18 protein-coding genes are annotated in these 26,446 nt (G+C 56.2%); 9 read left to right on the top strand and 9 right to left on the bottom strand.

The window, feature by feature from the left end; genetic code table 11:
* Positions 1–78: 78 nt before the first annotated feature.
* The 5 genes from Mal52_RS08525 to wecB form a co-directional block, all read right to left on the bottom strand.
* The gene (locus tag Mal52_RS08525; protein WP_197534755.1) at positions 79–1,875 is read right to left on the bottom strand and encodes a glycosyltransferase family 4 protein; all 1,797 of its coding nucleotides are present in this window, start codon (positions 1,873–1,875) and stop codon (positions 79–81) included.
* Between the two features lie 85 nt (positions 1,876–1,960).
* Positions 1,961–2,773, bottom strand: coding sequence for an ABC transporter ATP-binding protein (locus tag Mal52_RS08520; RefSeq protein WP_145375444.1), 813 nt, complete (start codon positions 2,771–2,773; stop codon positions 1,961–1,963).
* Positions 2,774–2,799: 26 nt separating this feature from the next.
* Positions 2,800–3,636 carry an ABC transporter permease gene (locus Mal52_RS08515; RefSeq protein WP_145375443.1) on the bottom strand — a complete coding sequence of 279 codons (837 nt, stop codon included), beginning with the start codon at positions 3,634–3,636 and terminating at the stop codon, positions 2,800–2,802.
* A gap of 120 nt (positions 3,637–3,756) precedes the next feature.
* On the bottom strand, positions 3,757–4,968 hold the full coding sequence (gene wecC / locus Mal52_RS08510) for a UDP-N-acetyl-D-mannosamine dehydrogenase (RefSeq protein WP_145380580.1): 1,212 nt from the start codon (positions 4,966–4,968) through the stop codon (positions 3,757–3,759).
* Between the two features lie 150 nt (positions 4,969–5,118).
* Entirely contained in the window at positions 5,119–6,273 is a 1,155-nt protein-coding gene (wecB, locus tag Mal52_RS08505) for a non-hydrolyzing UDP-N-acetylglucosamine 2-epimerase (RefSeq protein WP_145375442.1), read from the bottom strand.
* Between the two features lie 422 nt (positions 6,274–6,695).
* On the opposite strand from wecB, the gene Mal52_RS08500 reads away from it, so the two are divergent.
* The 6 genes from Mal52_RS08500 (at position 6,696) to Mal52_RS08475 (ending at position 17,272) form a co-directional block, all read left to right on the top strand.
* The gene (locus tag Mal52_RS08500; RefSeq protein ID WP_197534753.1) at positions 6,696–7,772 is read left to right on the top strand and encodes a class I SAM-dependent methyltransferase; all 1,077 of its coding nucleotides are present in this window, start codon (positions 6,696–6,698) and stop codon (positions 7,770–7,772) included.
* 63 nt (positions 7,773–7,835) lie between these two features.
* Positions 7,836–9,935: an alginate lyase family protein gene (locus Mal52_RS08495; protein ID WP_145375440.1), complete on the top strand. Its 2,100-nt coding sequence runs from the start codon at positions 7,836–7,838 to the stop codon at positions 9,933–9,935.
* A gap of 53 nt (positions 9,936–9,988) precedes the next feature.
* Positions 9,989–12,115 (top strand): heparinase II/III family protein, encoded by a 2,127-nt coding sequence (locus Mal52_RS08490; protein WP_145375439.1) that lies wholly within the window; start codon positions 9,989–9,991, stop codon positions 12,113–12,115.
* Positions 12,116–12,144: 29 nt separating this feature from the next.
* On the top strand, positions 12,145–14,262 hold the full coding sequence (locus tag Mal52_RS08485; RefSeq protein ID WP_145375438.1) for an alginate lyase family protein: 2,118 nt from the start codon (positions 12,145–12,147) through the stop codon (positions 14,260–14,262).
* Positions 14,263–14,496: 234 nt separating this feature from the next.
* On the top strand, positions 14,497–15,771 hold the full coding sequence (locus tag Mal52_RS08480; RefSeq protein ID WP_145375437.1) for a nucleoside permease: 1,275 nt from the start codon (positions 14,497–14,499) through the stop codon (positions 15,769–15,771).
* A gap of 133 nt (positions 15,772–15,904) precedes the next feature.
* On the top strand, positions 15,905–17,272 hold the full coding sequence (locus Mal52_RS08475) for an MFS transporter (protein ID WP_145375436.1): 1,368 nt from the start codon (positions 15,905–15,907) through the stop codon (positions 17,270–17,272).
* A gap of 211 nt (positions 17,273–17,483) precedes the next feature.
* Here Mal52_RS08475 and Mal52_RS08470 read toward each other — a convergent pair whose 3' ends face one another.
* The 3 genes from Mal52_RS08470 to Mal52_RS08460 form a co-directional block, all read right to left on the bottom strand.
* Positions 17,484–18,701, bottom strand: coding sequence for an IS4 family transposase (locus Mal52_RS08470; RefSeq protein ID WP_197534562.1), 1,218 nt, complete (start codon positions 18,699–18,701; stop codon positions 17,484–17,486).
* 148 nt (positions 18,702–18,849) lie between these two features.
* Positions 18,850–20,175, bottom strand: coding sequence for an SH3 domain-containing protein (locus Mal52_RS08465; protein ID WP_145375434.1), 1,326 nt, complete (start codon positions 20,173–20,175; stop codon positions 18,850–18,852).
* 324 nt (positions 20,176–20,499) lie between these two features.
* A complete protein-coding gene (locus Mal52_RS08460) occupies positions 20,500–21,420 on the bottom strand; it encodes a sugar phosphate isomerase/epimerase family protein (protein ID WP_145375433.1) in 921 nt (306 codons plus the stop codon).
* Positions 21,421–21,724: 304 nt separating this feature from the next.
* Here Mal52_RS08460 and Mal52_RS08455 point away from each other — a divergent pair, with 304 nt between their 5' ends.
* Entirely contained in the window at positions 21,725–22,069 is a 345-nt protein-coding gene (locus Mal52_RS08455) for a hypothetical protein (protein WP_145375432.1), read from the top strand.
* A gap of 330 nt (positions 22,070–22,399) precedes the next feature.
* Here the strand turns inward: Mal52_RS08455 and rpsU are convergent, their stop codons facing one another.
* On the bottom strand, positions 22,400–22,591 hold the full coding sequence (gene rpsU, locus Mal52_RS08450; protein WP_145375431.1) for a 30S ribosomal protein S21: 192 nt from the start codon (positions 22,589–22,591) through the stop codon (positions 22,400–22,402).
* A gap of 595 nt (positions 22,592–23,186) precedes the next feature.
* Between rpsU and Mal52_RS08445 the strand changes: the two genes are divergently transcribed.
* Together Mal52_RS08445 and Mal52_RS08440 are read left to right on the top strand one after the other, a co-directional pair.
* A complete protein-coding gene (locus Mal52_RS08445; RefSeq protein WP_145375430.1) occupies positions 23,187–25,043 on the top strand; it encodes a DUF1549 domain-containing protein in 1,857 nt (618 codons plus the stop codon).
* Between the two features lie 99 nt (positions 25,044–25,142).
* Positions 25,143–26,435, top strand: a complete 1,293-nt coding sequence (locus Mal52_RS08440) for a DUF1501 domain-containing protein (protein WP_145375429.1) — start codon at positions 25,143–25,145, stop codon at positions 26,433–26,435.
* The last annotated feature ends 11 nt before the right edge of the window (positions 26,436–26,446 follow it).

Genomic DNA, 26,446 nt, shown 5'->3' with positions numbered 1-26,446 from the left:
TCGAAAGGCGCTGGCCCATTGAGAGACGGAGGGTTCTCAACGTCTCTGAACGTCTGTGCAATTCCCACCAACGGCCGCTCAAGCAGCCTTAGCTGGCGCGTCTTGCTCTACCGGTTGGGGAACGGAAAATCCGGGAACGACATGGGCATAGGCATGCAGTTGCGGAATGATCGTTTGACTCCAACTGCGCTCGTTTACAACCCAATTTCGGGCGGTTTTTGCTAAACGCTCGCGCAGAGCTGCATCAGAAATCAAGCGGCCGCACTGATCGGCCAAATCGCCGGAATCTTCAGCGCGATAAATCAAACCGGTCTCGCCCTCGTTGACCAATTCCCGCAGCGCGGGCAGGTCCGAAACGATCAACGGTTTTTCCATCGCCATCGCCTCAAGCGGCTTGAGCGGTGTCACAAGTTTCGCAACCCGACTCGCGGGGCGGCTAATGACAAAGATGTCGATCAATTCGTAATAAAACTGAACTTCATCGTGCGACACTTGGCCGGTGAAGACCGCCCGGTCGCCGATGCCCAATTCCTCGGCCAATTCTTGGAGTTCATTGATCCCCTTGCCACCACCAACGACAAGCAAAGTGACGTCATGTCCGCGATGGATGACCTCGGCGGCTCCCCGCACAAGCCCGTCGACCCCTTCCAATGGGCGAATACTACCGATGTAGCCCATTGTGACTTTGCTCAACTGCTGTTTCACTTCAAGCACCGATTCGGGAATCTCCCGGACGGTGGCCGCAGAATGTGACGCCGGCGTAAACAACGTCGAGTCGACCGCATTGGACGCCACAAACACGCGGTGTGGATCCACACCGCGGCTGACGATGTCTTTACGCAGCTCATCGCAGATACAGGTCACGGCATCGGCGTTTTTCATGGCCCATGTCTCTTCGCGACGCCACATGCGATAGATGTCGCTGTCGCGTTCGAAATTGCCTTGTGCAACGCCGCTTTCTTCCCAAATCCCGCGGACTTCATACACCACAGGAATATCGACGCGTTTCCCTGCTTTCACCGCTGGGACTCCGCAAAAATACGGGCTGTGCACATGAATCACGTCCGGTTGGACCTGCTTGCAAAGTCGGACTAATTCCCGTTCGAACATCGCCAGCAACAACGACTTTTCCTTGTCCTGCAATTTTCGAATCAACCGCGTTCGCAACGGCACGCCCTCCGCCTCCGCCGACTCTGGGTTTGGACGTACAAGCGATTTCAAAAAACGCCCCGAAGAGCGGATGAGTTTGTAAGCTTCACGCCCCACAAACTGCGCTGTCGAGACAAACGGCCGCGACACCAGCCACGTGGCCACCATACCAACGCGCAACACCAAATGTACGGCCGGGAGAATGCGTTTCCCAACGAACGGTTCGGTCGCTGTTTCAACAAGTTTAGCCGTAGTCGCCACAACGCGCCGCGCACAACGAGCCACACGCACCATGTATCGTAAACAACGTTTGGACACGCGCTGAACGAAGCGTGTGACATGCCTCGTGACTCGTAAACCGGCTTTGCGTTGACGACGCAACATCGGGATTGCCCAATTCACGACGTTTTTTGACCAATGCAAAAGCACAAACGGCAGCAGCCGCGGATGGCTGAATAGACCTTTGTCCTGCGGACTGGCCACTCGATAATAGGGGATCCCCTCAATCTCGGAATCCTGCGCCGTCCCTTTCAGTCCTGGATAAAAGGGAGAGCTCACCACACACGGTTCCACGTGTCCGGATTCGGCCTGAGTCTCCACAATAAATTTGCTACGCAACGCATAGCCATTGATGTGTGGAATACTGACCGACAAGACATGCATCACCCGCAGCGGTCGCTTTAACGTCCCGTTGTTTGCATCGGTTGCCGCGCGTGGTCCGTTCACTGTGATTGTCTCCCCGCCCATCTGACTTCCATTCGTTCCCATAACTAGCAGTCATCCTCGCTACGACGCGCTTTTGGCGATTGTTTTATCCAGCTTGTTTGAGTTTCGTCGTGGCTGCGGCCCGGTTGCCCTTTAGGGACAGAAATTCTTGATAACGCTCCAAGACGGTATCCACGGGACCATCCAGCTCGACCTGTCCGCGGTTCATCCAGATCACCCGCTCGCAGCGTTCTTTTAGATAATTCATATTGTGCGAACAGAGTAATAAGATTCTGGCTTCATCAATCAATGTCACCAAACGTTCTTTGCAACGCTCGCGGAACGCTCCATCCCCCACACCCATCACTTCGTCCAAAATGAGGACGTCGGGGACAACGGCCGTTGAGACGGCAAACCCCAACCGGGCCAGCATGCCGGAGGAATAAGTCCGCACCGGTTTGTCGATGAAGTTTCCGAGTTCCGTAAATTCGATGATGCTCGGAATCAACTCTTCCAACTGTTCTGGTTCTAGTCCCAACAAGATACCTGCCATTCGCAGGTTTTCCATGCCGGTCAGTTCAGAATTGAATCCATGTTGCAGCGCCAACAGCGGTGTGATTTTTCCATTGACAGTCACTTGCCCGGTCGTCGGACGATAGATCCCACCCACGACCCGCAACAAAGTCGACTTACCGGCGCCGTTGGTGCCGACGATGCCCACGGACTCCCCTTGGCCGATATCGAAAGAGACATCCCGCAGCGACCAAAATTCCGACGTCATCGACGACGCGATTTCGACCGGTTGTTTGGCAAACACATTGCGCAACCGTCCCGCAGTCCGCTTGAGCAGACGATTAAAATTTCGATCACGGTGAGCCGTCCGCCCGCAGCGAACGCCCACATCCTTAAGGTGAATCATGGAAGCGAAAAATCCTTAAATCGCACTCAAACATGCATCGGCAGCACGCCATGCAACCGCCTGACCAATAACATCGCCACTGCCAAAACCACGCTTCCTAGCAGTGTGACATACCCCAGCATCCACAAGTCCGGCTGGCGACCATAAATGACAACGTCTCGATAGGCGGTGAATAACGTGGCAAACGGATTCAAAATATAGATGTTGTAGATGTAACGATAATCGGCAGGAATGCGTTCCGAAATCCGATCCAATCCGTATAACGACGGGCTCGCATAAAACCAGATCCGGCTCACCACCTGCCAAGCGTTCGGCGTGTCTTGAATAAACACCTGGCTCACCGCCAAGAGATTGCTCACGCCCAACATAAAGATGAACTGCACTGCCAGTAACAACGGAATCCACAACAGATGCAACGTTGGCGCCACCTGGTAATAGAGCATCAATATGCCCAACACGATAAACGAACAGGCAAACCGAAACGTGGCCGCCATCACCTCTGCCAACGGCAGCGCTAGGTAATTAAAGCGGAAGGATTTCAGCAAATTCTTATTGCCGACAAATGACGCACCGGCTTGATTGGTGGCAGCAATAAAGCAGGTCCACGGCAACAGCGCGCACATGATAAACAAGGCATGAAAGGGCCGAGCACCGCCCGGAAAAGCATACCGGACCATGAACACATACGTCGCGCCCATCGCCATCGGTTGCAGCAGCCACCACCACAGCCCCAGCCAACGGTCGCGGACCCACAGCGTGAGCCGCACCTTGGCTAAAAACCGCGCCAATTGAAAGCAATTGTTGGGCAACGCCCGCACCGAGGTGCCTGAGTGCGGATCAAATGCAATGATAGATTGCGCCATGCCCTGCCGTTTCCCCTGAAAATCCGTGCTTCCGTCGCCAATCCAACTCGATGGGCGACGGCTTATAGTTCAACTTGCAAAACCGAGTCAACGGCGAACCGTCCGCCTCGCAGGCAGCGATTATCGCCAAATTCCGCGCGTATCGACGACAACCTTTTCGTGCAGTACCGCCGGCGAAATCTCGCGAAACTGTTGATGGTCCGTCAGCAGCACGATCAACGTCGACCGTTTCAGCACTTCATCCAAGCTGTGTAACGGGAATTCCGAAAACTGATCCTCAGTAATCAGCGGATCGCAGGCCAGAACCTCGCCCGCGTCACTGTTCATCAACGCGCGTGTGATATCCAGCGACGGGCTTTCCCGCAGATCGTCGACATCCGACTTGTAAGTCAGCCCCAGACAACCGATCACCGGATTGGTAAATCGCGCGGACAATTCCAGAACCTTGTTAATCACATGCTGCGGTTTGCTCTCGTTGACTTCGCGAGCCGTGCGGATCAAATTCGTCAATTCCGGAGCGGCATCGACTAAAAACCAAGGGTCGACGCTGATGCAGTGGCCACCCACACCCGGCCCCGGGCTGAGAATATTCACCCGCGGATGGCGGTTTGCCATCTCGATGATTTCCCACGTATCGACATCAAAATGATCGCACAAAATCGACAACTCATTGGCAAACGCGATATTCACATCGCGGAACGAGTTTTCCACCAATTTGGTCAATTCGGCCGACACCGCTGTCGTCGCCATGACTTCGCCGGTGACGAATGACTGATAAAAACTCTTCGTTTTTTGCGTGCAAGCAGGTGTCATGCCGCCAATAACACGGTCGTTTTCCACCGCTTCAATCAAAATCCGCCCCGGCAAAACACGTTCCGGACAATGCGCGACGAACACATCTTTGCCGACCACCATGCCATCGGGTACCGCATGCTTGGCAACGACATCTTCAGTCGTCCGTGGAGGACTCGTCGACTCTAGAATGATCAGATTGCCCGGACGCACATGCGGCCGAATCGCTTTGGATGCCTTTTCGACATACGACAGATCCGGTTTATGATCGCCGGTGAATGGTGTGGGTACGCAAATGATAAACACATCTGCCGGTTGCGGCTCGCGAATCGCCTTGAGCCGATTGTTGGCTACCACCGCTTTGACAAGCACGTCCAGATCCGGTTCCTCGATATGAATTTCGCCACGATTGATCGTCTCCACGACCTCTTCGCGAACATCCACACCGGCGACTTGATACCCCTTGCTGGCCAAAATGCTGGCTGTCGGTAATCCAATGTATCCTAACCCAACCACGCACACTGATGCGGTGGGAAACAAGCCCTGTCCTTGTCCGCCGGAGCGCGACTCAGAAACGGCGTCCGTATCTTTGTGCGATTGCAATTCAGAAGTCACGAAATTCCCTCATTCAGTCGGAGGTGTATAAAGTTTTTGACACGAGTTGTCGTCAATGGTCGATCGTACCTTTTATTAACCTGCCCGTCGCAGTGTTTGTGTCGATTGCCACGACATGGCCAGCATGCCGTCCACAATCCGCCGCGCCGCCCGCCCATCGCCATACGGGTTGTCATCGATCTGCCGTTTGGAATACTCCGCAGCATCGGACAGCAGTGTGGAGACACCCTGCGTAATCGCTTCGATCGATGTTCCCACCAGTTCCACAGCGCCGCTTTCGACAGCTTCGGGACGTTCGGTCGTATCCCGCATCACCAACACCGGTTTCTTCAGCGAAGGAGCTTCCTCCTGCACGCCGCCGGAGTCGGTCAAGATGACGGACGAACGATCCATCAACCACACAAACTCGGGATACGGCGCCGGTGCCACCAGATGCACATTGCTCAGCGCGCCCAGTACGCTCTTAACGGGAGCCTGGACGTTGGGGTTTAAGTGCACCGGATAAACGAAATCCGTCTCAGGGAAATCAGCCGCCAAGGTCGAGATCGCTTGGCAAATGTTTTCAAATCCGCCGCCAAAGTTTTCGCGACGATGACCGGTGATCAGCACCATTCGCCGGTCTTGTAAAAATGCGTATTTCTCTTCCCATTGCTCGGCGTTGTTGCGCTCGCGAGCGACGGTCCACAACAAAGCGTCGATGACTGTGTTTCCACTCACCTGCACAATGTCAGGCCGCGTCCCTTCGCTCAACAGAGCATCGGCGGCACGCTGCGTGGGGGCACAATGCAAATCGGCGACAATCCCCGCCACGCGGCGGTTCATCTCTTCCGGCCACGGCGCTTGAAGATCGCCCGTCCGTAGACCAGCTTCAACATGCACAAAGGGAATCCGGTGATAAAACGCCGCTAAGGAGGCCGCCATCACCGTTGTGGTATCGCCCTGAGCGACCACGCAGTCGGGATTGTATTTGTTGATCGCATCTTCCAGCCCGGTCAGACACCGCGCTGTTAATCCGGCCAACGTTTGATTGGGCCGCATCAATCCCAGGTCGAGATCAATTTTGATTTCAAAGTAGTCTGCCACCTGTTGGAGCATTTCACGATGCTGTCCGGTGGAACAGACGATCGCATCGATTTCGCGGGGGCGATCCCGACACTCCTTAATGACGGGACTCATCTTGATGGCTTCGGGGCGCGTCCCGACGATAAGCAGTGGGCGAAGACGGTTCAAAGAGGCATCCCTTCCCCTTAAGGACCTCGTGCATGAGCACGCGAAATTAGTTTTTTTGCGATGTGGACGCTTCGATCCCGGCGACCGGCAGTTAATCTCAACCCATCCATGCGTTGAACCGGTCGTCAATCCAAGATAAAGCGGCGGGGAATTTATACGGGTTGTTGAATCAAGGCAAGGCCAGATTTGAAATAACGAGTCCCCGCATAAAACCACCGCGCCAACCTAAGCGGGATTGACTCAAAACGGGGTCGCTGGCATACTCCGCCGCCGTTTTTTGCTCATTTTGCCGGCGAATGGCGACTCCGCACTGCGGATTCGGTTTTTCCATTGGCCGGACCGCACGAAATGCCTTGTCACCGTGCCGCATACCACCCAGTGCTGCCTCTCGGCGGCTCTGCGAACCTAAAGGGAATCTCAGAATGACAGCTGTGGCCGAGCAACAAACGATCGGGCGGAACTTCAATCCCCAGCCGGGCATCCGACAGTTCAACCTCGAACTGTTTCAACAGCTCAATGAAGAATACAAGGACAAACCAATCATCCCCGCGCCGCGGCCCAAGGCCGATTCTTCGCGATTAGATGGCGCCCGGCGTTGGGCGGAAAAGCTCGATAAACGGATCGGCATGCGGGGACAACGCGTTTTAGAAGTCGGCTGCGGCCACGGGTACCTTTCGCACGTGCTCGCAACGGAATATGAATGCGACGTCGTCGGGGTCGACATTGAGGTGCGAAGTGCGTGGAAAGATCTCGACTGTGAAAACCTGCGGTACATCAATGCCGACATCTCTGAAGGACACGACTTAGCTCCCGAGTCATTCGACCGAATCGTCTCGCTGGTCGTCTGGGAGCACGTCCAGCACCCGTATACACTCCTGCAAACCTGCCGTGACCTGCTCGTCGACGGTGGGAAATTCTATCTACGGGCCAACCTGCACCGCGGCGCGACCGCCTCGCACCGCTACCGCGAAGTCTTTTTCCCTTGGTCGCACCTGTTGTTCGATGATTCGGTCTTCTACGAATTCTACGAACAGTTGGGACAAGAGCCATTAGGCCCCGCTTGGGTCAATACACTCACCTACGCGCAATATCTGCACTACTTCGAGATGTTAGGTTTCACCGTCATTTGGGAGCACCTCACGCAGCGGCCCCTGGACCAGACTCTCTATGATCGCTTCAACGACCTGTTGTCGCGCTATCCCAAGTTTGATCTGACCACGGAATTTTTCGACGTCATTTTGAATAAACACACACCCACAAAATCTGACGCGCCGACCTCGACCAAAGAAATCAAACACAACGATGCCTTCTTGCGCGCGACAGCGGAGCGACTTCCGATGTCCCGTCCCATGGACGAAACGACCGCTCAAGAGGTCCTCGACCTACTGAACTCCCCCTTCTATCGTGCCGTTGGTAAGACCTATCGCTTGCTCCGCCACGTCGCTCACACACTTCGCGGCAGCAAACTCTCCGCCAAATATCCTCCGAAATCACAATAGACGTTGATTGCCATTTCTAACATCTCGAGCAGGTCCAGCCGCGATTGCGCTCTCCTGCTGCTGATGGCGGCATGGATCATTGTGCCGCTGCCGGCAACACCTGGGCACTTCGTTCAAGAAGCGGTCGCCGCTGAGAATCCGCCCGCCATTGTCGCCGACGAACTCGCGTCCTACCGCCGGATCGTAAAAGCCGGCCCCGCCGACCGCGCTAATGCACGGCTGTTGCATCACGTCCTCGACACTCAAAATAAAGATTTGGCACCAATCTTTCGCGCAACGGATTTGAATCGCGTCGCCGCCGCATTGGACCAACTCCGCGCACGGCATCGCCAACGACCGCGGCAACGTTTTCTTCAAGTCTTCCCGCAAGAGACGCTCAACGATTCGACTGAACATCTCGACACCCTGGCAACCGCTTGCGTGGCACACGGTTTCTCATTCAAAGAGTATCCACCGTACGCGCTGTCCTTTCCCATTCACTGGCAAGCCGACCCGTTTCATGATCGCGGATGGCGGTTCCAGCTGAATGCCTGGCATTTTCTCGATCCGCACCTGTTGTTGTACGAACGCAAAAACGATCCCGCTTACCTCGCCTTTCCTGTACGCATCGCCGTCGACTGGGCTCGACAACATATTACCGATGCGAAACAACATAATTTTGCCTGGTACGACATGGCCGCCGGTCGCCGTGCGGCGCAATTGGCAAAAATCCTCGATGCAGCCTTAGGCGATCCAGCCGTTCAAATAACAGACGCTGACCTAATCCAACTGCTCGTTGCCGCCCGCATCCATGTGCAATACCTCTCCGATGCATCGCAAATTGCCTGGCACAGCAACCACGGCTTAGCGCAACTCGCCGGCTTGCTCGCATTGACTCGCGCTGTTCCTGAATTGTCCGGAGCGACAGCCGGCCACACATTTGCACAAACAAGCCTCAAAAAACTCTTCAACAAACATTTCACCGCCGAAGGCATCCACAAAGAACATTCGCCGGTCTACCACGTTGAACTCGTAAACTTCCTTTGGCATCTGCTGGAGACCGGATTGATGGCCGATGCCCAGCTGCAAAAGCTATTTACGTCCGCCAGCGCCAACATCATCAGTTACGTGCACCCCAACGGAAACCTTTCACGCGTCGGTGACGGCGATACCAATCAAGCCGCCGAGCGGATCCTCTTCCCGCTCTCGCCGCAACTCGAGTTCGTGCTCAGCCACGGCCAACGGGGCGTGCCTCCCGAGACAGCGTTTCAGATTTATCAAAAATCAGGTTACGCCACCTTTCGCAGCGACTGGCAACAAACGCCACACACGGACGGTTCCTATCTGTTCTTTGCTGCCGGTTTTCATAGTCGGACCCACAAACAAGCGGACGACTTCACGTTTGAGTGGGCTGACTTAGGGCAGGAACTGCTCATCGATAGCGGGAAATTTCGCTACGACAAAAAATCCCCGCAGCGGCAATATGTCATGAGCACCCGCGCGCACAACACTGTGGAAATCGATGGCCAGGACTTCAGCCGTTATCGGCTCGATGCGTTCGGTTCGGCGATCACCGCGGGCGGAACCGCCGACGGCGCCTACTTTGTCGAGGCCGAGGTCGACCGCAAACGTTTCTTCAAGACCAAGCATCGCCGCATACTCGTTTTTCAACCGGGGCAGTGGTTGGCAGTGATCGATCAACTTCGCTCGCCCGATTCCCATCAGTTCACGCAATGGTTCCACTTCGCTCCCGAGCTAAAGGTCAGCGAAGCCTCCACTGGTTTTACTGCCCCATTAACGGTCCAAGACAAGTCACTCCAAGTTATCCCCCTGTACGGTCAATCCACGCTCCGGCAAACCCTTATACGCGGTCAGCACCAACCACGTCTGCAGGGCTGGACGAGTTTGGACTACGGCGAACTAATCCCGAATCACGCCGCCGGCTTCACGACTCGCGGACGCAACGCAACTTTTATCACGCTGCTCTGGCTGGGCGATCCCCGCGCCAATCTCCGTCCGGGAAACACACAGCTGCACGAAAAAACCGACACGATCCACGTCCGCTGGCAATTGCCCGATGGCGAAGCGGGCTTTGATTTTCGCCGTTTGAAGTCGGGTGGAAAACTGACGCTGCTCAGCCGCCCTCCCCTAGCCAACCGGGCGCCTGGCGCCATTGTACGTTGAACGCCGCACGCAAAACGCCGCCACCAGTAGTCCCTCGTAAAGAACTGACGGTCATGTCCAAGCGCATCACTCAACACAACACACTCAACAGCCTCGCAATAGCAAGACTGGCCGTTTTGGTTGGCGCTGTTGTTTTCTTTGTCCACAACCAGACCAGCGGTGAGGTTCCGGCGACCACCCAGGGACGCGATACTGCCGCATCAAAATCCGCGGACAAAACGGAAACACCCAATCAGGTTCTCGCCAAACAATTGTCCCAAGTACTCGATACGACACAGCCTCCCCTGCAAGAGATTGTTGAAATCGCCGAGCGTGACGGACTGGATGCAGCCGTTGCGCGGATTCGGGAATTACACCAACAGGCGCCGGAGCGACCCGTTTTTCCACACGGACTGGCTCCGAGAGACCCGGAAAAAATCATCACCGTCGCCGACGGCGTGATTCAAGGCGGATGGCGATTCGGCAAACGTGAGCCCTACCCCGTCGCCATACCCATCGACTGGGCCGCAAACCCGCACAACGACCGGGGCTGGCGGATGTGGCTCAACGCCTGGCGCGTTCTCGAACCGATTTTAGCCGCCTATGACGAATCGGGCGACAAGCGCTATCTGAAATTCGCCAACGGCATCGCTCTGGATTGGATCGACCAACACATCGTCGCAGAGAACAGCAATGCTTTCACTTGGTACGACATGGCCATCGGCCGCCGTGCGTTGTTATTAGGAAAACTGATCGATGCCAACCTCCGCACCGATGTGTTGAGCAACGAACGTTTATTGCTACTGTTCACAGCCGCCCGCCGACACGCTACCGAATTGCACGGCGAGGACAAAATCGCCTGGCATTCCAATCACGGAATTTATCAACTGGTCGGACTCCTCTCGCTGGGCATGTCGACGCCCGAATTAAGTGGCGTGCAAGAATTCAAGCCGTTTGCCAAACAAGGGCTGTGCAAACTGATCAGCCAGCATTTCAGCGATGAAGGCATACACCTCGAACACTCGCCGTTTTATCACGTCGCCTTAATCAATACGCTCGGCTTGCTCATCGAACGCGGGCTGATCGACGATGACGAGACATTAAAATTATTCCAACTCGCCAGACGCAACATAGTTTGGATGTGCCATCCCCATGGCGACTTGATTCGCGCCGGGGACGGCGACCAAACCCAAGCTGCCGCGCGCATCATGTATGCAGACGATCCCCAGTTGCAATACGTCCTCAGTAAAGGGAAATCAGGAACCCAACCGCCAACCAATCACCAGATCTTCAAGGAGTCGGGATACGCCGTCTTCCGCGGGTCTTGGGAGCACCGGCCCTGGCGCGAAGCCCCCTATCTATTTTTCTCTGCCGCCTTTCATTCTCGGACGCACAAACATGCCGATGATTTTACCTTCGAATGGTCCGAACAGGGCCGCAGCCTACTGATTGACAGTGGTCGCTATTCCTACAAATACGATCATCCAAATCGTCAATACGTTGAAAGCACGCGGGCCCACAATACGGTGGAAATCGACGGCCGGAATTTCAGCCGTTATACAAACGATGCCTTTGGCTCAGCGATCGTCGCAGGCGGCGAAAGCGATGGGGCCTACTTCGTCACCGCCGAAGTCAATCGCACGCGATTCTTTAAAACTCACCACAAACGCACCCTCGTGTTTCACCCCGGTCGTTGGTTGGTCGTCATCGACCATCTCACGTCGCCAGAGTCACACGATTTCGCGCAATGTTTTCACTTCGGCCCGGAACTGATGTTTCATCACACCTCCCCCGGAGGCGTTGCCGCGCGTTTGCCAAACAGCAAGACCGTGCTCAACGTGCTTTCACTTTCCCCCAGCGATGCGGTGACTGCCACGCTGATCCGCGGCCAAACCGAACCGCGGATGCAAGGCTGGACCAGTCTGGCCGCCAACCGTATGACCCCCAACTACGCCCTGGAGCTCCGCACAAGCGGCAACGACGTGCGGTATATCACCGTACTCGCGCTGACCGGGCCGCAGGCGAATCTACAGCCTGTTCAGCTCCCCGATGATCAAGATCCGCACAACCTCCAAGTCCGCTGGCAGGCAAACGGAGCGTTCCAGGGTTTTGATTTGCACGAAGGCGAATCAGGTATTTCGCTCAAACTCCTCAGCCCCCCAGCCATGACCGCCGAAAAACCAGGCGCAACCACACGCTAACGTATGTGACGCAATCAGGATCGACCAACATGCAAGGATGCATCCGTCGTTATCGAACCGTAGCCGCTGTGACGGTGATGATCGTTGGCGTATTCGTCATCATTTTTCTGTCCCGGCAGACCAATGACAAAGCCAACGCTGCGCAAAGATTCGCCGAGTTTGCCAAACGCCTCCCCCGCGACATCACCGCGACATCCCCCACAATACAGACCGACGCGCTGCGCAAATTACTAGAGACCGCGCAGCCACAACGCCCGCCCGTAGGCGACGCGGTTGCTCAACACGACTGGAGTGCAGCGCTCACTGAAATCCGCCAAATCCAGGCCCAGCACCCGGAACGGCCGGTGTTGCCGCATGGCTTGTCACGGATGTCCCCCCAGAAAATCGTGAGAGTCGCCGACCGCACGATCCGCGAAGGTTGGAAAATCGGGCGACGGGCGCCGTACTCACTGGCAACGCCCATGGATTGGGCCGCTGATCCGCATCACGACACGAGTTGGCGGATGTGGTTGAACTCTTGGCATCCTCTTGAGCCGTTGCTACTGGCCTACGACCAAACCGGCCGCGACCACTACCTGGTCATGGCCAATCGAATCGCCCTCGACTGGATCGAACAGCACGTCCTCAACGAATCCGAAAATCCGCTCGCTTGGTACGATATGGCCATCGGACGCCGCGCCGCTTTTTTGGGCAAACTCATCGACGCCAACCTTCGCAAAAACCTGCTCGACGACAACCGTCTGCTGGAATTATTCATTGCTGCGCGGCTGCATGGGCTGAAATTAATTGACCCCGAGCAAATCACCTGGACGACCAATCACGGGTTTTATCAATTGGTCGGTTTACTCGCCATGGCCAAAGCGGTTCCACAACTCAATGGCGCTGGTGAGTTCCATCGGTTCGCCAATGCCGGACTTCAAAAAATGCTTCACGAGCATTTCACCGAAGAAGGCATCCACCGCGAACATTCGCCGTTTTATCATCTCGCCTTGGTCAATACGCTCGGCTTGTTGGAAGAGCAAGATTTGATCGAGGATCAGAATCTGCTGGACCTATTCCACCGCGCCAGAAAAAACATTGTCTGGATGTCACACCCCAACGGCGATCTATGCCGCGCCGGCGACAGTGACCGCACACCGACCGTCGACCGCATCCTGTATCCCGATGACCCTCAACTGCAATACCTCATCAGCCAGGGAACCCAGGGCGTTCCGCCGGCGGAAAACTATCGCATCTTTCCCAAGTCGGGCTACGCCATGTTTCGCGATGCCTGGGACCATCGCCCCTGGCGGGAAGCCTCCTATCTGCATTTCTCCGCCGCGTTTCATTCGGGAACACACAAACACGCCGACGATTTGACCTTTGAGTGGTCGGAGTTGGGACGGACGTTGTTGATCGATAGCGGGCGGTTTTCCTACAAATATGATCACCCGCATCGCCGATACGTCGAAAGCACCCGAGCGCATAACACGGTCGAAATCGACGGACGCGACTACAGTCGCGAACGCAAAGACGCGTTTGGATCGGCCATCGTGGCCGGCGGCGAGTTCGATGGGGCCTATTTTGTCGAAGCGGCCGTCGACCGCACCCAGGACTTCGACACATACCAGCGCCGCATCTTGGTGCTTCGCCCCGGTCAATGGCTGGCGGTCATCGATCGCCTCACCTCGCCACAGTCACACGATTTCGCACAATGCTTTCACTTCGACCCGGACTTAAACTTCCACCCGATTTCCGGACGAGGCATTTCCGCCGCGCTACCCGAATCCGAGACCGCGCTCAATGTCCTTCCGCTGGCCCCCGGCGATGGCTTGGAGATGCAGCTCATCAAAGGACAAACCACGCCGCGACTGCAAGGTTGGACCAGTTTGGCTGCAAATGAAATGACTCCCAATATTGCGGTCGAACTGCGAACCCACGGCAAACAGGTACTCTACGTCACGCTGTTCAGCTTGACCGGCCCCCAGGCGGACATTGTCGCGGGACAGACCGCCTACAATGCCGAAACAGACGAATTCCAAGTCCGCTGGCAACTCAATGGTCAGGACCGTGGCTTTGACTATCGCGGTGGCCGTAACGGCCAACCCGTAGGTCTCATGCGCGTTCCCGCCGTCCTGGCTAGTGAACCAGCCGGTAAAGTCCGCTGAATCGCGACTCCGCTCACGCTCCCCACCTAGCAAGATTCACGCGATTTTTTTCGCGACGAATTGCGATTCATGCTTGCTTGATGGCCGTAGGATCGACATGATCTGAACATCGGTCCCGCAATGCGCTCTATGTCCTGCGAATCTATGTGGCAAGATGCGCACTTCGGCAAAGGTATCGGGCCGAGCGAGACGCCATACCCGGACTCTACTAGATCTACATACGAGGATATCCACATGCACGCCCTGGTCGGTGCACGTCTTTCGGCAATGATGTTCCTGCAATTCTTTATTTGGGGTTCCTGGTACGTCACCGCCTATTTGTATTTGGGTAAGATCGGTTTTGCCGGTGGAGAAATCGCCTGGACCTACAGCGTCGGTCCCATCGCCGGCATCATTTCCCCCTTCTTCGTGGGCATGATCGCCGACCGCTTTTTTGCCTCGGAGCGCGTGCTGGGCGTGATGCATCTCGCCGGCGGCGGATTCATGATGCTGGCCGTCTCGCTCATGAACGAAGCCAACCCCGCAACACCATTGATGATCAACCTCGCCTTGTTTGGTTATATGCTTTGCTATTTCCCCACACTGGCGCTGACTAATTCCGTCGCCATGCAAAACATGACCAACTCGGAAAAACAATTCCCCTTGATTCGCGTGTTCGGCACCTTCGGCTGGATCGCCGCTGGATTTGTCATCAGTGGAGGTGGCTGGGACACAGGCATCATGCCGTTTCAGATTGCCGCCGGCGCATCGTTTACTATGGGCATCTACAGTTTCTTTTTGCCGCACACCCCGCCGCCGGCCGCGGGTCAAAAAATCACCGTACGTGAGTTGCTCGGTGTCGACGCGTTGGTGCTGTTGAAACAACCTTCCTACCTGATCTTCATGATCAGTTCGTTTCTCATCTGCATTCCACTCGCGTTTTATTATCAGCTCGCGACAAAATTCATTACGACCGCTGGACTGGCGAATCCCGCTTTCAAAATGTCGTTTGGCCAATTGTCGGAAGTGATCTTCATGCTCATCATGCCGCTCTTCTTCTCGAAGCTGGGCGTTAAAAAAATGTTGCTGGTCGGCATGCTGGCTTGGGTGGTTCGCTATGGACTGTTTGCACTGGGTGCCAATGATGGCGTCGTCTGGATGCTCATCGGCGGAATCGTCCTACACGGGATTTGCTACGACTTCTTTTTCGTCACCGGACAAATCTATACCGACAACGTCGCCCCCAAGGCGATCCGCAGCCAGGCACAAGGTATGCTCGTTCTGTTCACATTGGGGCTGGGAATGCTGATCGGCGCACAAGTCGCCGGTGCTGTCGAAGTCTTTTTCACCACCGGCGAAGGGGAAGCAGCTGTTGTGAATTGGCAACAATTGTGGACCGGTCCCGCCATCGCAGCCGGGGTCATCATGGTTCTGTTTGCGGTCATGTTTCGCGATCCCCCTCGGAGTGGCCAACCGGACGTTATGGAAGCCGATGTCGCCCGGGCCGCCGCCTTGGAACCCAATCCGTGATAGACTTCAGTGTCGGTTAGCAACCGGTAACGGATGCCGCTGGCGGCTAGTCCGCCAGTGCCGGTTCACATGAAAACCATCGGGGGGCAGAAAATTCCTGCCCCAATTCATCTTTCACACGGAGTCACACCGCATGGTCGGCCGGTTGGGGTTTCACTTGCGCTGGCGGCTTTCCGTGCTGTGGGCGCTGGAGTGGGGCATCTCCGGCACGTTGCTCACCTATCTGCCCATCTACTGGAAACAGACGATCCAACTCTCAACTAGCCAAACGGCCTCGCTGTTTGCCGTGGCGGCTGTGGGGTTGTGGGTCGCCCCGTTTCTGGTCGGGCAGGTCGCCGACCGTTGGCTGGCCAGTGAAAAATACCTCGCCGTCAGCCATTTCATCGGCGGACTGACGCTCGTCGGATTCCCACATGCCGCCGAAACGTATAAACAGACCGGGGACAATTTCGTCACGTTACTCGTGATGAGCGGCATTTATTCCGTGGCCTATATCCCCACCTGGGCCTTGGCCAGTTCGTTGACATTTCGCCACCTGACCGACCCGGACGCGCAATTTGGTAAAGTCCGTGTGTGGGGCACTGTCGGCTGGATGTCGACCGGATTATTCCTATCGCTGTGGCTGATGCAGGATGAATTCGGCAGTTGGTTGTCGCAATTCCCAAAAATCGATGCACCGCGCAGCGCGATCGCCGCCGCCTGCGACTGGCTTCCCGCACCGCAACCCTCCGATTGTTTTTCCATCGCCGCCATGCTCTCATTTGCCCTGAGCAGCTTTTGCATCTTCTTGCCACACACCCCGCCTGAGCGAACGAAGCGCGACGGCATTGCGCCGTTGGAAATGCTCAAGATGTTCCGTTCACGCGACTTCCGATTATTCATGGGCATCAGCTTTTTAATGGCGCTGCTGATTCCGATGTACAACCTCGTCGTCCCCGTCTTTTTGACCACCGGCGATATCGAGGACGGATGGGTCCCGGCGGTAATGCTCATCGGGCAAATCTCCGAATTCCCCGCGCTGCTCTTGCTGGGATTATTTCTCAAACGCCTGGGCATGAAGATCACCTTCTCCGTCGGCATCGGAGCTTGGTTTCTACGCTACGGCCTGTTTTCCATCTCAGGCGGAGCCTATTCGTTGATCCTGGTCGGACTGGCGCTGCACGGAATTTGCCATGTCTTCATGATCATCGTCGCGCAACTCTACATCGATTCCCAATGCCGCCACGACTTGCGAGCCAGTGCGCAAAACTTCCTGGCCTTTGTGACGTTGGGAATCGGCATGCCCTTAGGGCTGCTCCTGGCGGGAAAACTCGACGACGGATTCGACGGCAACTACCCCCTACTCTTCGCCATAGCAGCCGCCAGTTGCCTGATCCTGCTCGTCGTCTTCTGGAAGCGCTTCGAGGGCCCTAAAACAATCGCCGTTGCCCCTCCGCCCAGTTCCGATCCCGAGACACAAAATCCGGAGCCGGAATCACCAGAGACAGCTGCCTCACCATGAGATCCCCCAAGCCGGGTGCCACTGCTGGCTTGTCCCAATCCTGTTCGGCTCGATTGTTGCTATTGTTGGGCGTGATGGCAAGGTGGCGGTGTGTTTGCTTGTTTTTTGGGGGAGGGCGTGGCTGCAAGGGCTGCGGTTGGTGGGGTGGGGAGTTGTCTCAGCGCAGCGTTGAGCGGCTCGTCATCTGCGGGGAGTCGCGGAGCGAGTGGGGTTAGACGCTTGTCGTGGCGTGCGGCGGCAAACGGTTTATGTGGGCCAGTAGTTCTTCTTCATCCGCCAAACCTTGGAAGTAATAACAAAGCATTTCATACGTCCGCAGCGTCGGCTTGCGGCCGGTCACTAGGCTGATCAGCAGGCAAGCGATGATCGCACAGTACGTTTGAATTTCGATTCCGTTGTCACAGTCGCTTAATAACTTGCGGCAGCCCAGCACATGTTTCAAAAACCGAAAGTACAATTCGATCATCCAGCGACTGCGATAAATCAACGCGATGATTTCCGCCGGCACGTCCAGCAAGTTCGTCACCAGCACGACGTCGTGCGTGGCAGCGGCCCGCTTGCGTCCGCCTCGCTTGGGATGCGTTTCGGCGCGAATCACCACCCGCCGCACGCGATGCTGCGGATGCTCAATCCGTCGCGATTTGGGCGAACCGAGTTGGCCGATGGCGTCTTCCAACACGCCCGCCGCCCGCGCCTCCTCGTCCAGTTCGCGAACCTCGTCAGCCGTAAACGCGCGGTCGTTGCGGATGCGGCAAACGTAGCTGCTGCCGACATCGACGATCGCGTTGAACAGCGAAAATTGTTCGTAACCGCGATCGATCACGTAGCAGCGATCCGGTTCCAATTGGCTGCGCAACACGTTTTTTTCATTGGCCGGTCCTTGGCCGCTGGCGTCGGTGACTGCCGATTTGACAGGCACGCCTTTGAGGATTTCAAAGTGCGCGTGCAGCTTAAAACCGCGATCGTTGCGGGTGGCAAAACAGGCCTGCGTGATTTGCGGCAGCTTCTTCAGCAGGCTGCCGTCGACGGCGGTCAAGGTCTGCGCGAAGTCTTTCAGCCGCGGGTCGCAGTCGGCGCGTTGCGGAGCGCGCTGGAGCAGTTCACCGGCGATTTCCCGCAGCAATTCCGGGTCAAACACACGTGCCGCTTCGGACAACGAACCCAGCGAAGCCCGTTGGCAGCCCAGCAAGCGCTGCACTTTTTTGAGTTGGCTGGTTTGTTGCATGCCGCGCAGCGAAGTGACGATCGGGTTGAACATGTACAGCAGTATCAACCCGCAATACTGATCAAAAAACAAGTCGCGATTGCCCGCTTTGTCCCGTTCGCAGCCGACGGGCCGCAAGCGTTTGAGCAGCGAAGAGATTCGTTTCAGATATTTCAGTCCGGTCAAATCCGCATCGGAAACCCGCTTCGCTTTCTTCCTGGCCACAGGGCGCCTCTCCGTCAAATTGGCAGTTATGAAAGACTACCAAAGCCCATGGCGCAAATTCCGTGCCGAACAGGATTGGGCTTGTCCAGCAGTGTTTTCCGTGAGATGGTTTGCAACGAGCTATTCAGAGGACGAAGCGAGACGCAGCTTAGGGTTGTTTCAGATTCACCGGCGTGAGTTTCTCGACCAAAATGTGATCGGTGTTCCACTTCGGTTGATGCGTCCGCGGACCGTTGATGCCCACCGCACGGCCCAAATAGCGATCCAGATTCACGCCCTTGGCCCCTTGCAGATACGCCAACACGCGCCCATCCGGCGCGACCAAGGCGTGCACCGGGGCGCCGCGTGGGGCGCCGATGGAGCGTTGTACAATTCCTGCACCGGAAAAACGTCGCTGCTGTTCCTGCTTGACGGGTCTCGCCGCAGGTTGCGACCGCATCGATAAAATCCGCGCCTCGCGTTCATCCGACTCGCGGGTCAAGCGGACAAACTCGTCATGCTCCGCTTTGATCTTTTTATATTGCGCCACCTTGCGCAACCGCAAATCCACCTGACGGCGGACCGCATTGTCGGCCGCGGAACGCTGCAGGTTTTGGTAGTCTTGTTCCAATCTGCGGAAGTCCCACTGACTGGTCTTGCTGCGGACAATGTTGTTAAACACGCCATCCAACCGCTTCATCCGCATACGGTCGTCTTCCAGCTCTGCTAAAGTTGGACCGGTCCGCGCACCTCCCGCATCGGCCACATCGGTCGTTTTTTTCGGGCCACTGTCGATCCGCACCATCTTGCGTTCCTTCAGTCCGCCTCGATCCGCCGGGGCCGTATCGTCGTAGCCAGCCCCTTTTTGCTGTTCGGCGAGCATCCGCTGCGCACGTTTACGTTTGCGTTGTTTCTCGATGTCAGGCGGCGACAAATCGCCGTTATTGGCTTCGAAGGGATCAGTACGGCCCGCTCCTTGTTCGACGGACTGGACAAACTGCCCCAGAATCCAACGATGATCATCAGCGGGGGGTTCAATTTTGTACCACCGTTGCGGCCCTTCGGGTGTGTCGAAGACTTTCTCACCCAGGATCGTGACACGCTTACCGCGCGTTAACATCACATGCCAATTGTCGCGACGCTCCGGCTCCAGCCCGCTGCCGATGCGTGCGACGGTTCTTTCAGCACGAATCACCCCCCGCGCCGGCTGATTGGCTCGAGGTTGCTGCACAATTTGAACAGTGTCGGCGGCCACCCAGTCAAAACTTCCCTTCGGAGGCGAAATCATCAGCCAGCCACCCAGTTCGCGGCGATGGACGGTGACCCGATCTCCCTGCCCCAGTTTGCCGGTTGGGTAATGGCTGCGGCTATTTCCACTGCGGACAAACACGTCGTCCGCATGGATCTCCGCCTCGTAAGGCGTACGCTGTTCTTGCGCGCAGAGCATGGCCGGAAACAAAGTGGCAATGATGATGGCAGCGAGTGTCAGCCGCATTTTGCTGAAACTCCTTGAATTACGGTAACTCGGCCGACAGGTGAAATCGGCGGGGATGGGTAGCAGCAGTACGGTCGCCGGCAGTTGTGAGATGCACGATGAAGAAATTCAACGCGCCGGCAGTCGGAGAGACATTAAAAGCGATTGCTAATGAAAATCGGCAAACGACTCAAGATTAAGATAGAAAATCTTTGTCTTAAATCGAATTCCACGATTTTTAGCTAAACTTTGGGCGCAAGAAACACATAAACCGCATCACCCCTCGGGCGCTTGAGAGAGACCCGCAGGGGGAGCAGCATCGAAGCTGCACAGCGAACGCAGACCTCACATCCCGTAAATGTTATCCATCCGCTGAGCAATGTCCTGCAACCGCTCGCGGTCTCCGCCGCGGACTTCGGCCGTTCCCCAACCCTCAAAACCGATATCATCCAGCGCCGCCATCACGGCCGGCCAATCGCAGTCGCCCTCGCCGAGTTTCACTCGAAAACCGGCGCCCGGTCCTGATTTGTCGCGGAGCTTGCGGCTGTACTCTTTGATGTCCAATTTCACAATCCGGTTCCCCAGAATGCGAATCCACTGTTCAGGCCAACCAAAATTGACGACATTGCCCACATCGAAGTAGGAACCGACCATGTTACTGTCGAATTCATCAATGTAGCGGGCCGTCTCCAACGGGCTCAGCAAAAATCCATTCCAGACATTCTCGAACAGAATCTTGATGCCCAATTCTTCAGCCAGCGGCAGCGCTTTGCGAATCTCCGCCTGGGACCGCTTATAAGCGTCGGCGTAACTGACCTCTTTGTTCACCACAGCCGGCACCAGCAGCACCGAGGTGCCGCCGAAGAAATGGCTGTCCCGCAGTGCGGTTTTCAGTCCCTCCAGCCCGTGCTGACGCACTTCCGGATCGGGATGGGAAAGTGTTTGTTTCCAATGCACCGAGTCGACGACGCCGTGAATCGGCAATTTCGTCTGATCGCGTGCGGCAATGACCTCGTCACGATCGTAACTGTTGGGGCTGTTCAACTCGATGCCGTCGTATCCCAACTCCTTGAGCAGTTGGAATTTTTGCAACATCGACAAGTCTCCCCCAATCATGCCGATTTTGACCGCTTTGAGAAGATGCCGTTTCTTAGCCGCCGGTTGCGATTCCCCCTCGGCAGCAAATAGTGATCCCGCAGCGGTCGATGCGGCCAGGGTTGCGGCTGAACGGCTCAGAAAATTGCGGCGATCGAGGTAGTCGGACATGATCAACTCCGGGAATCTGGGGAGGATGCGAAAATCAATGCAAGCAGCACTTGGAAAGCTCGAAACTCGATCATAAGCAACCAGCCATTGCCCCGCCAGCGTAGCGTCCTGAGTGGGGCAACCAGGCGGCTTGCCCGAAAAACAATGATTTTCCCCCTGTCTGAGGCTCCAGACCGCTCTGAGTGTGGCCTCGTCGCAAGCAAGTTGCTATGTTATGGCCTTCCAGATCGGAACAAATGGCCGACCCGGGGTGACGGGGCAATACCCCAGTATGATGACGAATATTGCAGAAAGAGCGTGACGCATGGCACGGAAGAGTCGTTTGGATTTGCGGAAAGAGGCCGAAGCCGCCGAAGCCATGGGCGATAGCGAAGAAAAAGCGCCCGCGAAAAAGAAGAAGAAAAAGAAGGCGACCAAACGCAAAGCCAGTAAACGGACCAAGGTCAAAGCGGTCATTCGCAAACGCTTGGTATGGGGCGTGTTCAGCAGCAGCCTCAAAGAAGAAGCTCGCTTCCCCTACGACCAACGCAAGGCGGCCGACGAAAAAGCAGCTCAACTTGCCACTAAAACCAAGCGGACCTACTTCGTGCAACCGATCAAAGAAGCGCTTCCCGAACCGGTCAAAGCTGAGACCGAAGCCGAAGAATAGCACGCCGCCGGCCGGTACATTTTGGCCCAGCGAGCCGGTGAATTTGGCCCGCCCGGTTAATTTGGCCCAGCGATCAATTTTAGCTCGCTGGAGAGGGACCGCGCTGTCCCGTCTACGACCGGTGCTCCACAGTTAGACCGGTGTCCAAACCACTGATAGACCGGTGGCCCAAGGTCGACTTGGCGGCCTTACAGACCTGTCTCAGACAATGTCGAGACCAGCAGACAAAGCGGCGCCGCGCTCTGCTGTCATCAATCACTCCTGCCCCAGAGTGATTTTTTCCGCACTTGCCCCCCGCAAACCTTGAGTTCGGCGCGGGGGGACGGGGAACTAGCTCATTGTGCGATTCATCTTCGCGCGACGCTCCGCACGGCGGCGGGCACGGCGAGCCGCATCGCTCGGCTTTTCATAATATTCCCGGCGACGCATCTCTTTTTTCACGCCGCTATGTTCCACCAGCTTGCGAAAGCGGCGGACCGCATCCTGAATCGACTCTTTGTCTCTCACGCGCAGTTTGACCACAAATTCCTCCTCGGCGATTTTGGCTGAATCCCCAATTCTCGTGTTTCTAACATGGCTTCTCTTTGAAGAGCTGCCCAACAGAAACATCTGCGAGAATCGAACGTTATAGTGTCATCTCAGTCCCAAACTACGGTCACCAAACGAGCACGGTCACCGCAATGGGATAGCCCCCACATGAAAAGAAGTCGTCGCCCGCAGGCCGTCTCCGCTTCATTGAGGCACAATTTTTCGGCGCAAATTCGCCGTAATTGAGCAACAAAGCATAGCAAATCATCGCGATTCGGCAAACAGTCAGCCAGCTCAATCCTCAAAAATTCGCGTTTTGCCGAGAATTCGGATTCACGCGACCAGCAAAAATCGTAAAATTTTGGGGGAACAGCCTGATTTTGCTTTTTTGTAGCACTCAGGAAGATTTTATTCGATCTTCACGAAACTTTTCGGTACAGACAGGGTTTATAGAGTGATAACCTTGCTTCTGCAGCTTAATGAAATGGGGCCATTCTGAAGCTGCAACTATTCCCAGTCCATCTAGCAGCTGCGACTGCTTATAGTCCACAGATACGCAATCTACCCGAAGGCTGTCGAGGAACGATCTATGAAATTCTCCACACGCTCATTTGTCCAACGCGTTGCTGTACTGGGACTTGCAGCGGGGTTATTGTCCACGCTTCCTGTCGACCTGCAGGCTAAAAATTTCAAAGCCCGCAAGGCGGTCGATGTCACCCAACAAATCGATCAGATCATCCAGCAGGATCTGACCGCGACTGAATCGCAGATCGCTCCGACCGCTTCCGACGAGGATTTCCTCCGTCGCGTGACTTTCGATTTGACCGGCACCCTGCCCACACCCAACGACATTACGCTGTTCGGCCTCGACCCCAATCCCGAAAAACGGGCCGAGTTGATTGAACGACTACTGCAATCGGATGAATACGCAAACAACTGGGCGCGGTACTGGCGGGATGTCATTTTTTCCCGCGCCACCGACCAGCGGGCGCGATTGATGATTGGTACCTTCGAGAAATGGATGGCCGAGCAACTGCGCAACGGCGTCTCGTGGGACAAAATTACCAGCGAGTTAATCACAGCCACCGGAAGTGTCCGCGAAGAAGGCCAGACCGCGTTGATGTTTGCCCACCAGGGCAACGCCGAAGAAATCGCCGCCGAGGCCTCGCGGATTTTTCTGGGCATCCAAATTCAATGTGCGAATTGCCACGATCATCCCACCGATGACTGGAAGCGGGAACAATTTCACCAGTTGGCCGCTTTCTTCCCCCGCGTTCGCGTACGAGTGATCAAGGACTCCAAACCGCGAACCTTTGAGGTGGTTTCGTACAATCGCCCGGATGGAGCGGGACCTGGCCGCGGACTTGGCCAATTCCAACAAAACCCTGGCAAATTGATTCGTCAGTTGGACAAAAACCGCGACGGGATCCTCACAAGGGATGAAGTCAAACGGCGGAAACTACTCAGCCGCGTTTTTGGGAGAATGCTGAAACTCGGTGACAAAAATGGCGACAAAGGTTTGTCCGCCGAAGAAATCAAAAACTTACCCCTCCCTCAAGCTAATAACCGGCGTCGCAATTCCGAGTATTACATGCCGGACTTAGATGACCCCACCTCCAAAGGGACACGCATCGATCCTGCCTTTTTTGTGGCCGGACAAAAGCCGGAAGTTGGTTTGGATGACGAAGCCCGGCGAAACATACTGGCCCGCTACGTTACGATTCGCGACAACCCTTGGTTCGCCCGCGCCTTCGTCAATCGCATCTGGGGAGAACTCCTCGGAGCCGGATTCACGATGCCGGTCGACGACATGGGGCCGGATCGCGACATCGCTTACCCCGAAGTTCTCGACGCACTCAGCGATGGTTTTGTCGGCAGCGGCTATGACGTCCGTTGGCTGCTAAGGACCATCACCAACAGCGAGGCGTATCAACGCCGCATTCGTCCGGTCGATCCCTCCGGCGCAGACCCGCAATTTGCCGCTGCCATTCCCATGCGGATGCGCTCCGACCAACTCTACAGTGCCCTGACCCGCGTGCTCGGCCTCGCCGAAGGCCCCGCGAATGCGAATCGCCGCCCTGTCGGGTATCGTCGCCCGGCGGGACCACGCGCCGCCTTCGCCCTCACATTCGGATACGATCCTTCCACACCTCAGGCGGACCTCACCGGCACTGTCCCGCAAGCGTTGTTCCTGATGAACTCACCCCTCGTGAACAGCCGTGTGAAAGCTCAAGGCAATACACCCTTGGCCAAGTTACTGAAAACCTATTCCGACGACGTAGACGTGCTGGCCGAACTATATCTGCTTGTGCTGGCCCGCGAACCGACCGAAACCGAATTGACAACTTGCCGCGAATACATTGCCGAAACCGGCGAACGCGGCACAGCGTTTGAGGACATTCTATGGAGCCTGATCAATTCGACCGAGTTCCGCACCAAACGTTGATCTTGCTTGGTCTTCTCAACCAGCTTTCGGCAACGAAGGCTTCTTTGATTCGCAGTATTCAAATCACCAATTCTACTCAATCGATGAGCGTGGACTGACATGAACTTGTTCCATCACCAATCGGTCAATGTTTCCCGCCACGGATTTTCACGTCGTGGGTTTCTGCAAACGCTCTCCGCTGGAGCAGTGGCAGCCGGCGCCTTGAACTTCCGCGATGTCATGAGCCTGCAAGCGGAGGAACTTCGCAAACAGGGGATGTCGATGATCCTGCTCTGGATGGCCGGCGGTCCCAGCCATCTGGAAACATTCGACCCCAAACCGGAAGCAGAAAACGGCGGCCCCACCGAAGCGATCGACACGACCGTCCCGGGCATTCAAATTGCCAACGGCTGGGAAAAAACCGCCACGATGATGCAAGACATCGCGCTGATCCGCTCGATGACCAACAAAGAAGGCAATCACCGCCGCGCGACCTATCAAATGCACACCGGCTATGTTCCCTCGGGCAGCGTCAAACATCCGGCACTGGGCTCCAACATCGCCCGAGAAATCGGCAATCTGGACGCCGCTCTCCCGTCATTCGTCACAGTTGGCGGCGGCCGCAACGATAATACCGGAGCCGGGTTCCTCGGCGTCGACTACGAACCCTTTGCAGTGAATACAGCAGGCGAGATGCCGCAAAACGTTACCTCGACCGTTCCCCACCCCCGCTACAACAAGCGACTGGGGCTGATGAAACGGCTGGAAGGCGAATTCGCCGGTCGCGGCGGAGCGACCAACGTCGCCGATCACGGAACGGTCTACGGCAAAGCGTCGAAGCTGGTCTTAAGCCCCGACGTCGAAGTCTTCGATCTCGAGTCCGAATCCAACGAAATCCGTGCAGCGTACGGCAATTCGAACTTCGGACGCGGCTGCCTGCTGGCACGCCGACTGGTCGAAACGGGTGTCACCTTCGTCGAAGTTCGCCACGGAGGCTGGGACACGCATAAAGATAACTTCGAGCGAGTCAAGAAAAACGCGAGCGACGTCGATCCCGGTTTCGCGACCTTGATCCACGACCTCAAACAACGCGGCATGTTGGACAAGACCCTCGTAGTGTGGGCCGGCGAATTCGGCCGGACCCCCAAGATCAATGCCAACACCGGTCGCGATCACTACCCCCGTGCCTTCAACGCGGCCATCGCCGGCGGCGGTATCAAAGGGGGACAGGTCATCGGTAAAACGTCCGACGATGGATCCACCGTCGAGGAGACACCGGTCACGGTTCCCGACTTGCTGCAAACCGTTTGCCGGTCGCTCAACGTCGAGTCCGACAAGGAAAACATGAGCCCACTCGGCCGCCCGATGAAAATCGTTGATGGCGGCAAACCGGTGGAACAACTGTTTGCGTGATCTTGAAACCA

The organism is Symmachiella dynata (genome assembly GCF_007747995.1).
GTDB classification, from domain to species: domain Bacteria; phylum Planctomycetota; class Planctomycetia; order Planctomycetales; family Planctomycetaceae; genus Symmachiella; species Symmachiella dynata.
This window is presented reverse-complemented; position numbering and strand designations above follow the sequence as displayed.